The 13,515-nt window shown below is 34.1% G+C and carries 15 protein-coding genes; 2 read left to right on the forward strand and 13 right to left on the reverse strand.

Annotated elements, in window-relative coordinates; all coding sequences use genetic code 11:
• Positions 1 to 63: 63 nt before the first annotated feature.
• Complete coding sequence (locus LS41612_RS16480; RefSeq protein WP_024361458.1) at positions 64 to 1,053, reverse strand: EAL domain-containing protein; 990 nt, start codon at positions 1,051 to 1,053, stop codon at positions 64 to 66.
• 435 nt (positions 1,054 to 1,488) lie between these two features.
• Between LS41612_RS16480 and LS41612_RS23355 the strand changes: the two genes are divergently transcribed.
• Positions 1,489 to 1,656 carry a hypothetical protein gene (locus LS41612_RS23355; protein WP_162832709.1) on the forward strand — a complete coding sequence of 56 codons (168 nt, stop codon included), beginning with the start codon at positions 1,489 to 1,491 and terminating at the stop codon, positions 1,654 to 1,656.
• A gap of 155 nt (positions 1,657 to 1,811) precedes the next feature.
• Positions 1,812 to 2,315 (forward strand): DinB family protein, encoded by a 504-nt coding sequence (locus LS41612_RS16485; RefSeq protein WP_024361459.1) that lies wholly within the window; start codon positions 1,812 to 1,814, stop codon positions 2,313 to 2,315.
• Positions 2,316 to 2,452: 137 nt separating this feature from the next.
• On the opposite strand, the gene LS41612_RS16490 is transcribed toward LS41612_RS16485, so the two are convergent.
• The 12 genes from LS41612_RS16490 to LS41612_RS16545 all read right to left on the reverse strand — a co-directional run bounded on the left by LS41612_RS16490 (position 2,453) and on the right by LS41612_RS16545 (position 13,204).
• Positions 2,453 to 2,782, reverse strand: a complete 330-nt coding sequence (locus LS41612_RS16490; protein WP_036204780.1) for a PhzF family phenazine biosynthesis protein — start codon at positions 2,780 to 2,782, stop codon at positions 2,453 to 2,455.
• Complete coding sequence (locus LS41612_RS16495) at positions 2,772 to 5,114, reverse strand: ABC transporter permease (protein WP_024361460.1); 2,343 nt, start codon at positions 5,112 to 5,114, stop codon at positions 2,772 to 2,774. Before LS41612_RS16495 ends, LS41612_RS16490 begins: the two co-directional genes overlap by 11 nt.
• Positions 5,114 to 5,821 carry an ABC transporter ATP-binding protein gene (locus LS41612_RS16500; protein WP_024361461.1) on the reverse strand — a complete coding sequence of 236 codons (708 nt, stop codon included), beginning with the start codon at positions 5,819 to 5,821 and terminating at the stop codon, positions 5,114 to 5,116. Before LS41612_RS16500 ends, LS41612_RS16495 begins: the two co-directional genes overlap by 1 nt.
• A gap of 107 nt (positions 5,822 to 5,928) precedes the next feature.
• Entirely contained in the window at positions 5,929 to 6,738 is an 810-nt protein-coding gene (locus LS41612_RS16505; RefSeq protein WP_024361462.1) for a MerR family transcriptional regulator, read from the reverse strand.
• A gap of 488 nt (positions 6,739 to 7,226) precedes the next feature.
• Positions 7,227 to 7,832: an ABC-2 transporter permease gene (locus tag LS41612_RS16510; RefSeq protein WP_024361463.1), complete on the reverse strand. Its 606-nt coding sequence runs from the start codon at positions 7,830 to 7,832 to the stop codon at positions 7,227 to 7,229.
• The gene (locus LS41612_RS16515; protein ID WP_024361464.1) at positions 7,825 to 8,691 is read right to left on the reverse strand and encodes an ABC transporter ATP-binding protein; all 867 of its coding nucleotides are present in this window, start codon (positions 8,689 to 8,691) and stop codon (positions 7,825 to 7,827) included. Before LS41612_RS16515 ends, LS41612_RS16510 begins: the two co-directional genes overlap by 8 nt.
• 5 nt (positions 8,692 to 8,696) lie before the next feature.
• The gene (locus LS41612_RS16520) at positions 8,697 to 9,068 is read right to left on the reverse strand and encodes a GntR family transcriptional regulator (RefSeq protein WP_024361465.1); all 372 of its coding nucleotides are present in this window, start codon (positions 9,066 to 9,068) and stop codon (positions 8,697 to 8,699) included.
• A gap of 1 nt (position 9,069) precedes the next feature.
• Positions 9,070 to 9,387, reverse strand: coding sequence for a YfzA family protein (locus LS41612_RS16525; RefSeq protein ID WP_024361466.1), 318 nt, complete (start codon positions 9,385 to 9,387; stop codon positions 9,070 to 9,072).
• 277 nt (positions 9,388 to 9,664) lie between these two features.
• Positions 9,665 to 10,195 (reverse strand): hypothetical protein, encoded by a 531-nt coding sequence (locus tag LS41612_RS16530; RefSeq protein WP_024361467.1) that lies wholly within the window; start codon positions 10,193 to 10,195, stop codon positions 9,665 to 9,667.
• A 40-nt stretch (positions 10,196 to 10,235) separates the two neighbouring features.
• The gene (locus LS41612_RS16535; RefSeq protein ID WP_024361468.1) at positions 10,236 to 10,676 is read right to left on the reverse strand and encodes a VOC family protein; all 441 of its coding nucleotides are present in this window, start codon (positions 10,674 to 10,676) and stop codon (positions 10,236 to 10,238) included.
• A 244-nt stretch (positions 10,677 to 10,920) separates the two neighbouring features.
• Positions 10,921 to 11,586, reverse strand: a complete 666-nt coding sequence (locus LS41612_RS16540) for an HAD family hydrolase (RefSeq protein ID WP_024361469.1) — start codon at positions 11,584 to 11,586, stop codon at positions 10,921 to 10,923.
• A 283-nt stretch (positions 11,587 to 11,869) separates the two neighbouring features.
• Positions 11,870 to 13,204, reverse strand: coding sequence for a glutamine synthetase family protein (locus tag LS41612_RS16545; protein ID WP_024361470.1), 1,335 nt, complete (start codon positions 13,202 to 13,204; stop codon positions 11,870 to 11,872).
• Positions 13,205 to 13,515: the final 311 nt, after the last annotated feature.

The following is a 13,515-nucleotide window of genomic DNA, read 5'->3' on the forward strand; positions in this document are numbered from 1 at the left end:
AAAATATCCTGAACAAAAGCTTGTACAACACAAGCTTCATTCAAGATATTATGGTTTATGATTTTACAGTTTCCGTTGAGGATGCATGCTCGGTTTTCCAAAGAGGTAACCTTGAAAAAGTTGATAACCATTTTCCTTTAACCATTCAAAATCTGCTCTGCTCTCAATACCTTCTGCTAACGAAATCGCATTCACTTCAAATGCCTTCGCTAAAAACTGCTTGGCTACTGCTTGCTTTTCACTATTTCCGCTAACACCTTGAACATATTTGATGTCCAATTTCATATATTGAGGCTTTAAGTCTGCAAGCATTTCCAGCGTGTTGTACCCTTCACCAACATCATCCAAGGCATATTGAAAGCCCTTTTGCTTATAGTAATTGAGAATGGATTTTAAATGCTCAATGTCATCGACTTTGTCTGATTCGACTACTTCAAAAACAAATTGATTCGGATCAATGCCTAATTGATTTGCTAATTGTACCGTTGTTTGCAAACAAAACTCTGGGGAATAAATAGACGTGGGAATAAAGTTTATAAACGTCTTTTTCTTCAATACTGCTGAATAGCTCACTGCCGCCATTCTACATATGCGATCTAGAGCATATAACCGTCCTCGACTTCTCGCTGCAGTAAAAATTTCATTAGGATAGATGAGAGAACCATCCTCTCTCGGAAACCTAGATAATATTTCATAAGCATAAATTTCTTCATTTGCATCGACAATCGGTTGAGAGTAGCTAATAACAGATTTCTTCCTGATTACTTCATCAATCCACTTCATCTCTAAAATCGGCTCGATTTCTGTAATAGGTTGCCACGTTCTATTGTCAAAACGAAAATAAACTTGCGCTAAATCCATAAAATCATGGCAAAAATCAACAAATTCCCTAACGCCTGACTCTTGAATCATGAAGTAATCATCCTTCACTGAAAGCAAAAAGCCTCTTCTTTTAAAATGATTAACTACCTTTTCCATTAGTGATAGATTTCGATGTCCCTTTAACTGTATGTCAAACTGTAACTCTAAAACTAAACAGCTTTTACAAGGCATATTTATTCCCCCAGTATAGTAACGAAATGACGAATTTTTATTCTTCCCTGTCGAACTCGATTAGTCTAATGAACGAACAAAATAACGACTCTCCTCTTATTTTCGTTAAATTATACAATTATGGATTTTCATTATCAATTAATCACTACGCATTATTACTAGTTCTTGCGTTTTTCTACGCCATACACTTAGCTTAGAAGGATTTCAGATGGCTACAAACTGATAGTTGTCAAATGCCTATTTTCATCAAACTCACTTTAAAATTCAACTTCTTTCTTTAACAGTTTTCTGTTACTAAAACTTTGAATAATATTTCTCCTGACAAACCATCAATATACACAATAGAAGCTCGATAATCTTTTTGCAAAGCAACGATGTATGAAGTAAAAAAATAGGGCAAGAATAAAAGTATAAATTTCATTATGAGGTGAATGAATGAAAAAATTATTTATCGGTACATTTACAGCAATTCTAGCAACAGGGCTATTATTTGGATGTGGTACATCAAAAGATAAAACAGAGCCCAATGATACGGAAGCACCATCTACACACAAAGAACATATGGAAGATTCCAATAAAACAGAAGACACATCAAAAGAATAACTTCTCCTATAATGCAAGAACAGTAACCAAAAAACCAGCTCAAATCATCAATCGAGCTGGTTTTTAATTATTTACAAAAACATAATGTTATTTCATGCAATCGAGGATAAAATTGTATATGTATAGAAAGAAAACTATATTTTAGGAGGGTTTTAATGTTCCAAACTGTAGACCATTTTATACACTCTTGGGCATTTGAAGCGAGTGCCACACAAAATTACCTCAACACGTTGACAAATCAATCACTTACGCAAGCCATCACAGCAGAAAATTGGACTTTAGGACGCATTGCTTGGCATACTGTAACTGCTATTCATATTATTACATCCAATACAAACTTAACGTTCGAAGCTCCAACAGTAGATGTTCCTGTCCCTACCTCGGCTCAATATATAGCAGACCATTATCACCAAGCTAGCAGTGCATTTGTCCATGCATTAAAAACGCAATGGAATGACAAGACCATGACGGAATATATACAATTTCTAGGCCAAGAAATACCGAATGGGTCACTATTATTGTTTTTAATGCAACATCAGAGCCACCACCGTGGGCAAATGAGCGTTCTTATGCGACAGGCAGGATTAACCGTTCCAGGTATCTATGGCCCTTCAAAAGAGGAATGGGCAAACTTTGGTATGGATGCCCCACACATGTAGCGCAATTTAAAAATGATGAAAAGTGTTAGAATGCCTGCCGGCAATTCTAACACTTTTTTGCTACGATAGGGACTTATCGAAAATCTATGCTAATTTCCAAACTTCTATCAGCCTAGGGAGTTTTTTTGTAGTGTTGTCTAGTATAATTCGCCTTTTGTCAAGATTATGGCATTTCCTCCCACCATCACTCTTGGATCATTGTTATGTATTAATTTAGTGATAATGGTAGAAGGTCTGCCCATGCTATAGCCTTGCAAAAACGTGAATTCTTCATTAAATTTCGTTAACACGTGATTATGAAAAAGATAATACGTTAACGCACCATTGGAAGTCCCTGTTGCTGCTTCTTCATCAATCCCATAGAGCGGGCAAAAGTTTCTACTCTCTGCTATTCCCTTGTCTGTGTCCAGTGTAAATGCATGAACGCCTCCTATAGTAGAAAAATATAAATTATAACTACTCCACACTTTTTAAAGATTCAATCATATCTATTTTAGATACTTTTTTTCTAAGAAGTAAATTAGCTACTATTGTTAACAGAAATGTAAGTAGTACTGCCAAAACTACTGTAACAAAGCTCAGTTTGTCAGGAATCTGTTGATTGGTACTAGATAATGCTTTGACGACCAATCTGTACATGTAACCACTTAATGGTAGGGCTATAATGACTGCAAAAGTGGTCAAGATTGTATTTTCAACAAAGATAATTCTGTTTATCTTATTTTTTTGATATCCTAGCACCTTTAACGTGGCAAGTTCACGAATACGTTCATAAATATTTATTGAAGATATAGTAAACATGGCGCCAAAGGATAAAACAACAGCACAAAGAATAAATATAATAAACACCGGGTTATTTTGTTGAATAATATTGTCCACCGATTTTTTCACATCATTCTTATCTGAAACTATATCGACAAAAGGATCCTGCTTAAAATAAGTTTGAATGTTGACTTTATCTGCTTCATGGGTCATTTTAACTAACAGGGAAGTAGGTTTAAAATCGATACCAAGACTATTAATATAATCTGGTGTACTGTAAAAAGACGGATTTGTATATTGTGTTGATATTTTTGATACCTTTATGTCTACAGACTGCCCTTTCAGTTCAGGAGCAATTAATTTAATTTTAATTGTATCTCCCTCTGATATATTGTATTTATCAGCATATGATTTCGGAATAAGCACCCCCATATCGTCTAAAGTTATTCTGTTATTCTGATCATTAAAGAAACGAATTAAGCTATTTTCTTTTTCTGTAACAATTAAAGATGCGTTTTTCTCATCACCAAAATTAATAAATTCAATTGGAATTGTTGATAATGAAAAATACTTGTCCACTTCAGATGGCAGTTTAACAGAATCCGAGGTCAACTCTCCTTTATAATCCACTTTAAAATCATATTTATAAACCTTATTAATCTGAGCAGCAATTGATTGCATAGAAGCTTCAAAACCAAAAGCGGTGATTAAAAGAATGACACAAACAATCACTCCAACTGAACTTGCCATAGCTTTTTTAGGGTTCAAAAAAATATTTCTTAGAATCAATTTCTTTCCATAAGATAGTTTCTTCCATAGACCAGGAATTCTTTCGATTAAAATTTTCTTCATTCTTTTCGGTGGTTTTGGACGCAAAGCCTGTGCTGCCCGTTCCTTTAATATGCTCCTTCCACTTAAATAACATGCGATTATGCCGAAAACTATGGAAACTATGACCGGTGGGAAAATGGTATGAAACCCTATAGATAATTTAAAATCCGGCAATGAATAAGTTTGTTCGATAACAGAAGTAAGTAATGGTACAAGTGTTATAGCAGTAATTAGCCAACCTATAACGGAACCTACGATACCTACCAAAATTGGATATCCCATATAATGAAATAAAATATTTTTATTTTTAATACCCAATGCCTTCATAATACCTATTTGATTTCTTTGTGAGTCTATTACCCTGGACATAGTTAGAAAAATTGTTACTGCAGCAACCATAAACAAAATTAATGGGGAAACCGTACTCATCAATCGATTATTATTTATGGTTACATTTATTGCTGAATAACTGACGGCTCTTTCTTTACTAACTTGATACAGGTAAGGAAGCTCTTTTGAGTAATCCTCAATTGATTTGTTTATTTGATTGCTACTATATCCTTCTTTCACATCTACAATTAATTCATTGTAATAAAAACCACCTGCTATTTCTTCAATTCGCTCTTCAAAAATATAAGCTACACCATAGGCTTTGTGGTCAGGTAGAACTAGAGAAGGGTCCTTAATATTAAAGGCGTGTTCTACGTTCTCACCGAAACCGCTAATGATAAAATCATAACTCCCTTGATTTGTATTAATCGTGACACTATCACCAATCTTATAATTATGCTCTTTTCCATACCGCTCATCTAATAGAATTTCGTCTTTTTTTGAGGGAATACTGCCACGAGTAACTGCAATGGTGTTAATCTCATTATCTTTAGGGATTGTATGTATCTTCAAGGTTGTTTTGTATCCTTCAAACGTTTGATTCGCATCAAAAGTATATCGTCCTTCTATCTTATTAATACCCTCAATTTCCTGCATTTTAGATATTTCGTCTTTAGTAATCTGGCTGTAATAAACATTCAAATCAGACAAATTGTGTTCTTTGAAGTAATTTTTCGTATATGCACTAAGTTCATTACTTAGTGTTATCAGACCAGCATAGAAAAAAGTACCTACCGCGATAACTAACACAATTGCCAAAAACTGCCCCACAGACTCTTTTATATCTCTTAATAATTTTAAATGTAATTTTTTCACTACCACTCAATCCCCTCTATACTTTGGGTTACATCATTAGTAATCACTTCCTCTATTTTTCCGCTTTTCACCTTGATAACCCTATCAGCTATCGGGGCAATGGCAGAATTATGCGTTATCAAAACAATGCATTTTTGTGTTTCCTTGTTCAAATTCTGAAGAAGCTTTAATACAGATTTACCTGTTTGATAATCCAATGCACCAGTCGGTTCATCACAAAGTAACAGTAAAGGATTTTTGGCAACGGCTCTAGCAATGGCAACTCTTTGTTGTTCTCCCCCAGAAAGCTGTGAAGGAAAGTTATCCTTACGTTTATCAAGTCCAACTTTTCCTAGTATTTCGTTTGCATCCAAATGATTCTTACACACCTCTGAAGCAAATTCTACATTCTCCAATGCTGTCAAATTGGGAATCAAATTATAAAATTGAAACACAAATCCTATTTCTTCAGCCCGAAATGCTGTTAATTTTTTTTCATCATTTTTGGTAATGTTATTTCCATTAACAATCACCTCTCCTGATGTGACAATATCCATACCACCTAAAATATTTAAAATGGTACTTTTACCAGCTCCACTTGCCCCTAGTATCACTACAAATTCGCCTTCGTAGATAGTAAAGTCTACATCATCCAAAGCTTTAATCAATACATCACCAATTTTGTACTCTTTCGTAACATTTTTGAATTCTATTAATCTTTTTTTCATTACCTAACACCCTCCCAAATAAAAAACCAATAGAACAATATTATTTGTTCCATTGGTAATTAAAATAAACTATGGTGTTACCCCCAGGTCAATATATAAAAGATTATTTACACTTCTTCGATTGGAATATAAACTTCTAGGAAAGCTCGTTCTTTGTTATCTAGATATGTAATAAGGCGAGTATTTATAAATGCAACGCCATTTATTTTAAGTCCTTGCTTATTGCTCCATTGTATACTAGATTCAAGAATTTTATTTTTAATATCATTTTTACCATTTAGATACCTGCCATCTTCAACAATTGTATAGATACATTTAGAATATTGTAAATAGCGCCTATTTTTTTCACTTTGTTTTGTTTCTTTCTTCTCAACAATATACATTTTGGAATCCAAAAAACCGTTTTCATCAACAGTAAATGTTCTCATGATTTTACTAAGAATATCATCCTTTATCATATCCATGTTTTCTAATATAACAGGATACTCGTAAAAAGAATAAAAGTCAGAAAACTCCCCCATGACCTCATATAATGGAAGTTCCCTTATCGAAAATTGGTTAAGATGTACTTTTAAATCTTCACAAAATGCTTTTGTTTCTTTTATTTTTTGAAGCATGTAATTATTATCCCTAATTGCTTCTTCTAATTGCAGGGCTTTCGTTGCTAATAATGCATCTAAATCTTCTATCTCTGTTCCCTCTTGTACATTTCTAACTTCCTTTAACGTTAGATTACGCTTTTTATAAAAATCAGCTACTAATAAAGCATAAATATCAAAGTCATTATAATTTCGATAATTATTTGTTTCATTATGATTTGGTTTTACGATTCCTCGTTCTTCGTAATACCTCAATGTATCCCTCGAAATACCTAAAATATCTAATATCTGACTTGTTCTATATGTATTCCCATCCATTTCATATTAACCTCCTTTTGATGCAATACTTCATAGAGTCATTTTTTATGAATCTTCTAATTAAATCAAGTTGTTCACAATAGTCCCTACCATCATTTTAACATATATAACCATTTTATTTTTGAAGTACACATCTCTTGTAAGTTATTGTCCATAACCTTGCCACCATCCATCATGAAAAATTTAAAAAGTCTATTCAATCAAAAAGGCATACTTATAGAGTAATCTAAAAGTATACCTTTAAAACAATTTCAAACTTTTCCTTCATTAAATTGCAGCTATAACCTCTGTTCTAAATAAATGACTCTATAAATTGATTTGTAATATTTTCAATCCAGATGGACTCAATAGCATATCTTCAATCAAAACATGATTTCTCAGAATCTTTTCAGAGAAAGTGCAAATCCCGTCAAGTCATCCAATAACCGCTTCTGCTCAGAAGTTATTTTACCTAATATCGTCCAGTTGGATTACTGTCTATCATCCTTTTAAAATGCTTTACGTTGGTAAATTGCTGTAGTAATACCCCACGAAAGTAAAAATACTAGCAAAATCACCACTGTTGCAGCTATATAAATTGTTGTAATGGATAAGTGGATAATAAAATCCGTTATGGCTGTTAAATGTTCAGCTAAAAAGATCACAATAGACGGTCCTATACCTGCTAAAAGGATGAAACTAAACATGATAACCATTGTGATATACCCTGGTTTAAATATATAAAACATTGGCAAAGTAAGGGAAACAAATAATATAAATAACCCTACAGAAATTGCGATATCTGTTAGTGAAAACGTTTTATTAAAGACCATTAATGCTAAGCTTGTCACGGCAATGGATAAAATCATATAAACTAATGCTCCAAGATAGCGTGAAGCAATAATTTCCTTGCGTGTGTATGGTAAAGAATTTAATAAAATATTCGTTTCTGCTTTTTCATCGTAAGCATAAGCATTAAAAGGAATAAAAATACTAGCTACTAAAAAGATAAGAGCAGGATGCGAATCCATAAAAATAAAGAATGCTATAAAAGGAATAAACGTTAAGAGTAGCTTTTTTTGCATGATTACATCGCGCCAGATTAAATTAAACATAGCTTCCTCTCCCTTTCATGTAATACATAATATCTTCCAATGATGCTGGGTCAATGATAACGGACTCCCCGAAAATATTTTTCACTGCGCTAATATTATCCGTTAATGCTTCAAAACCTGTAGATGCACGATGAATGTGTACAAAGGCTTGTTCTGTATCTCGATCCAGCAGATCCACTCTTCCTTTCACAATAGCATAGTTTTCTGTAACATCATGAATGGACTTATTAAACACTAATTGTCCTTTTTGTATAAAAGCTATATAATCTGCAATTCGATTTAAGTCTGTGGTAATATGCGTGGAAAAGAAAATAGTACGATTCTCATCAATCATTAACTCTTGTAAGAGATTCAACAGTTCTCGTCTAAAAATTGGATCTAAACCTGCAGTTGGCTCATCCATGAGTATTAGCTCGGCATGATGTGATAACGCTATCGCCAACGAAGCCTTCATTTGCATTCCTTTTGAGAAAGTTTTCACTGCTTTATTCATCGGTAATTCGAATTGTTCCACATATTGATAAAATAATGTATCATCCCAGTTTTTATAAGCTGGTGCAACAATACGCTTGATATCTTTTAAGTTGAGCCCTTCAAAAAATACATTGCCATCATATACAAACCCAATGCGTTCCTTGATTGCCTTCTCATGGGTCTTGTAGTCTAAGCCAAAAACCTTCACTTCCCCTGCATCTGCCTTTAATAAATTCATCATCATCTTTATCGTTGTCGATTTACCAGCCCCATTTGCCCCTATAAATCCTGTTACAAACCCTTGCTTTACTTGTAAATCAATATTTTTCACTGAAAAACCTTTAAAATGTTTTGTTACGTTTTTTAACTCAATTACATTTTCCACTTATCTCACTCCTCAGACAAAATATCCAATAATTGATGCAATTCATCGAGTGACAGGCCAATTTCTTTACTATTCGTTATAACGGCACTCAACTGCTCCTCAATGACCTTCTGTTTTTTCTCTCTAATTACTTCAAGATTTTGCTCTGCGACAAAAGAACCCTTTCCAACAATAGAATAGATAAAGCCTGCTTTCTCTAATTCCTCATAAGCACGTTTAGTCGTGATCACACTAATTTGTAAATCCTGTGCGAGTTTGCGCATCGAAGGTATGGCTGCACCTTCTTGTAGCTCCCCAGCTAAAATAGACGATTTCATTTGATTTGTAATTTGTTCATAAATCGGCTCCTTTGAACTATTGGAAATAATTATTTGCATGCTAATCCCTCTTCTTCCTATTTTCAAAACCTCTTTGTATGATGTCATGTATTGCTTGAATGAGAATGGCAATCACGTGAACTGTTGTGACCAAATTAAAAAATGGAAAGGAATAAGGAGCAATCCATTTAGTGAAGAGCTTCAAATCGAGTATCCATCTTGCAATTCTGGCAAATAAGTTGCCACTATCGTTGATATTTGGCTCCAGTAAAGTGCCATCAATAGCGATAAAAATCAATTGAACAATCAAAAAGACACCAATGGTAAGCACCCATCGTTTTCCAAGTTGATTGTTATATACTTTATCAGTTCCTATCATTTAATCTCCTCTCTATAGCTCACTTAGCACTCCAAATTCATTATAATGTATATATACTATATACACATTATATACAAAATTAAAATTTGTGCAACTTTTTCCAAAAAAATTCCCGTGGCTATTCTTCAAAGTTATGACCAAACCTATCAGTAGAATTAAAAAAAGACACGCACAAAGCAGGTTATGACCCTGTCTGTTCATGCCTTTGAATTTTTCGAAGCTTATCTAAAAAAAATTTTTTCAAATTTCTATTTTACTGTATCTCTTAATCTAAGCATTATACTTCATCTAAAAAAAAGGGTGTTATTCCTACTTCTCTTAAAACGTCATTATAGTTATTTTGAAACTCATTTGGATTAACACCTGATTCTAATAACACTTCTCTAAGTGTTATAAATAATTGCTTATCAACTGTTCTAAAAATATATTCAAAACGCTTTTCATTATCTAACCTAAGTAAATACCATACCAGACAATTGTATAAAAGTGGGAACTCTCGTTTAATAGCTACTCTATTGTCAAGAAACGATTTAATGTATTTCTCAAAATGATACACCTTATCTTTATTGAAGTCTGGGTCTTTTTTTAGTTCTTTTATTGGTCTAAAGATATGGGCAGAACCCAAATACCAATTGCCTAGTCCTGCAGCAAAAACTAACAGTGAATACTTTCGTACTTCAATATCTGGATGCGAAAAATACAGGTAATAATTATCAAAATGATCTTTGCTCCAATTTTTAGTTATATCCAAATCTACCTCAATTCCTTCTAAAATACACTTAGCTTTAGTAACTACAGCATTCGTCATCAAGTATTCCTCCTTTCGTGTAGCGTCATATAGCCCACCATTACTTTTTGATTTCTTCAGCTAACTCCAAAATAATGCCCTCTGGACCTCGTACGTAGCAAAGCTTATAGCGTTCTTCGTATTGCTGTATCTCACTAAAGATTTCCTTACCGTTCTTTTTTAGTTTGGCAACAATCGCTTCAATATTTTCAACAGCAAATGCGATATGTCGGATTCCCAGCGTATTAGCACAGGGTTGCTGAAAATCCCCTTCAGCTAACGGCGAATAAAATTTTATTAGTTCTATCCAAGTCTGACCGTCCGGCATGCCCAATCCCACACACGCTACTTTTGCGTCAGAAAGTCCAGCTGCATATCCCATCAACTCCCCTGCCATTTCCCATTCCCCTTTCACCTCAAGTCCAAAATCGAGAAAAAACGCTTTAGCGGCAGAGAGGTCATTGACAATTATCCCTATATGATCCATTCTTTTAATCTTCAATTTTTATCCCTCCTATATTCCCTTATTTTACTAGTATGTACAATGCAACTGCTAATAATAGCCTACCAGCATTGCCAGTAAAAATTTTATTTTATGTGCATTTATAAAAAGCAAAGAAGTGTCGGAGCGCTACAGCCCCAACACTTCTTTGTTAGTACATCGTCAAATATTCATCGCGTTCCCAGTCATGGACGCATTAGGGGTTTTCTGTCCCTATTAAATATGGAAAATCCCCAAATGTATGCTAAAAATCCAATTTTTTTAAAATCTCAGGAAGTTTTAAATAATCATCAATTATTGCATCTGCTTCTATATCAGTCCATTGATTATCTCTTTTCCAAATCCCCTTCATTCCAACGTTTTGAGCAGCTTTCACATCATTTTCTGGATGGTCACCAATAAATACACTTTCTGAAGGTTCTACGTTTAATTTTTCTAATGCATTTATAAAGATTTGAGGATTAGGTTTCTTCATTCCTTCCCATTCAGATACTAATATAACGTCAAAATATTGATCAATGTTCAAAGCTTTAATGTTTTCCATTTGGAACTGACCGTACCCATTTGTAATCATGCCTAAAGCGATTTTATTATTTTTCAGCTCCTCCAACATTTCATGAATATGAGGAAATCCTACACAATGATGTTTGAATTCTTTTAAATAATCTTTGAGAAGTTCTTCGCAAGTTACTGAAGATATATTAAATTCATCAATCAGTTGTTGGTATACTTTATCCTTCCAAACATATCCACGATTGTCTAATTCAATAAATCGTGAAATATATTGCTCTTTTGAAATATGAGAAAGTAAGTCAAATAATCTTTCATATTGCTGGTTTATAAAAAGCTCAATCGATTTATCACGATTCAATAAAGTTCCATCTAAATCAAATAATACAGCTTTAAACATTTTAGAATTCCTCCACAGGGAAATTTTTACTCAACATTAATATTACCAAAATAATCCACTTTATAATATAAACATTTCCCAAAGCAGGATTAGAGGATACTTTTCTCTTAACATTATAAATTTCAAATGAACAACAATAAGTAATTGTTTTTTAGTTCTAAAAGAATAACTACTATTATTAAGTGAAATGGAAACCATTTTTAGAAACCATAACAGCAAAACAAACCCATGTGGGCAAAAAAACAAAGAAGTGTTGGAGCCTTACAGCCCCAACACTTCTTTGTTAGTACATCGTCAAATATTCATCACGTTCCCAGTCGTGGACGCGTGTGCGGTATTTGTTCCATTCAATTTCTTTCGCTGCGGTGAACTTTTCAAAAATATGAATGCCTAGTGCGTCACGAACGGTATGGTCCATTTCTAGTTCTATCAGTGCATATTCTAATGAAGATGGTAAACTATCGATGCCATTCATTTCACGTTCTACACGATTCATTTTATAAATATTTCGGTCCACAGCGTCTGGCGGTGTTAAGCCTTTGCGAATCCCATCGAGCCCAGAGGCTAAAATAACTGCCATTGCTAAGTATGGGTTGGCTGCTGGATCAACAGAACGCAATTCAATACGTGTGGAAAGTCCTCGCGCCGCAGGGATACGAATAAGCGGTGAGCGATTTTGTGCTGACCAAGCTACGTAACATGGCGCCTCATAGCCAGGCACTAAACGTTTGTAGGAATTGACTAATGGATTCGTTACTGCTGTAAAGCCGTGCACATGCTTCATAATCCCTGCCATAAAACTACGTGCCGTTTGACTTAATTGCAATTCTGCATGTTCATCATAGAAGGCATTATTTTCTCCTTCAAATAATGACAGATTAAAGTGCATTCCTGAACCATTCACTCCAAATAAAGGTTTCGGCATAAAAGTTGCATGTAAGCCGTGTTGAGCTGCTACCGTTTTAACAACTAGTTTAAACGTTTGAATGTTATCACATGCTTCAATGGCACTGGCATATTTAAAGTCAATTTCATGCTGACCCGGTGCCACTTCATGATGGGACGCTTCAATTTCAAAACCCATGCCCTCTAGCTCCAGCACAATATCCCGTCGACAGTTTTCACCTAAATCCGTCGGCGCTAAATCGAAATACCCACCGCTATCATTTAATTCCAGTGTTGGATGGCCTTTTTCATCTAGTTTAAATAAGAAAAATTCCGGTTCTGGTCCTAGGTTAAACGAAGTAAAGCCCAATTCTTCCATTTCTTTTAAGACGCGCTTCAAGTTAGAGCGTGGATCGCCCTCAAATGCTGTACCGTCTGGCCGTGCAATATCACATATAAAGCGTGCTACCTTGCCTCTTTCAGCCGTCCACGGGAAGATTACGAATGTATCAAGATCCGGGCGTAAATACATATCGGATTCCTCAATACGAACAAATCCTTCAATCGAGGAACCATCAAACATCACTTTATTGTCTAATGCCTTAGCTAACTGACTAACTGGTATTTCTACATTCTTGATTGAGCCCAATATATCAGTAAATTGTAGGCGAATAAATTTCACATTTTCCTCTTTCACCATGCGGATAATATCATCTCTAGTATGATGTTTCATTTTTCACCACTCCAATTTGTCATTTTTCTTAACATCCGTTTTTTAGAACTGCTTTTAAATTACACTAAAACAACTAGTGAGCGCAATGGGCATGTAAGGTTTTATTACATAGAATTTTTAGAATATTCTTATCTTCTTTTTAGATGTATAGAAGCCTACTTGTTGCCCTTTCATTGTCCACCCTAAATAAAAGGCTAGTGAAATAGTCTATAAGTATCAATATCTGAGCAAAAAATAAAACTTAAATATTAATTAAAATATATTTTATATAGAACATTAGTCTTGCTTTTTTTATATTTTACTGGTACATT

Source organism: Lysinibacillus sphaericus, assembly GCF_002982115.1.
In the GTDB taxonomy this organism is placed as follows: Bacteria; Bacillota; Bacilli; order Bacillales_A; family Planococcaceae; genus Lysinibacillus; species Lysinibacillus sphaericus.

Excerpts from the sequence above, each read along its gene's own strand:
- LS41612_RS16505 (WP_024361462.1), bottom strand. The coding sequence starts at position 6,738 with ATGGATGGGAATACATATAGAACAAGTCAGATATTAGATATTTTAGGT.
- LS41612_RS16520 (WP_024361465.1), bottom strand. The coding sequence starts at position 9,068 with ATGCAAATAATTATTTCCAATAGTTCAAAGGAGCCGATTTATGAACAA.
- LS41612_RS16525 (WP_024361466.1), bottom strand. The coding sequence starts at position 9,387 with ATGATAGGAACTGATAAAGTATATAACAATCAACTTGGAAAACGATGG.
- LS41612_RS16540 (WP_024361469.1), bottom strand. The coding sequence starts at position 11,586 with ATGTTTAAAGCTGTATTATTTGATTTAGATGGAACTTTATTGAATCGT.
- LS41612_RS23355 (WP_162832709.1), top strand. The coding sequence starts at position 1,489 with ATGAAAAAATTATTTATCGGTACATTTACAGCAATTCTAGCAACAGGG.
- LS41612_RS16510 (WP_024361463.1), bottom strand. The coding sequence starts at position 7,832 with ATGTTTAATTTAATCTGGCGCGATGTAATCATGCAAAAAAAGCTACTC.
- LS41612_RS16485 (WP_024361459.1), top strand. The coding sequence starts at position 1,812 with ATGTTCCAAACTGTAGACCATTTTATACACTCTTGGGCATTTGAAGCG.
- LS41612_RS16500 (WP_024361461.1), bottom strand. The coding sequence starts at position 5,821 with ATGAAAAAAAGATTAATAGAATTCAAAAATGTTACGAAAGAGTACAAA.
- LS41612_RS16530 (WP_024361467.1), bottom strand. The coding sequence starts at position 10,195 with ATGACGAATGCTGTAGTTACTAAAGCTAAGTGTATTTTAGAAGGAATT.
- LS41612_RS16545 (WP_024361470.1), bottom strand. The coding sequence starts at position 13,204 with ATGAAACATCATACTAGAGATGATATTATCCGCATGGTGAAAGAGGAA.
- LS41612_RS16480 (WP_024361458.1), bottom strand. The coding sequence starts at position 1,053 with ATGCCTTGTAAAAGCTGTTTAGTTTTAGAGTTACAGTTTGACATACAG.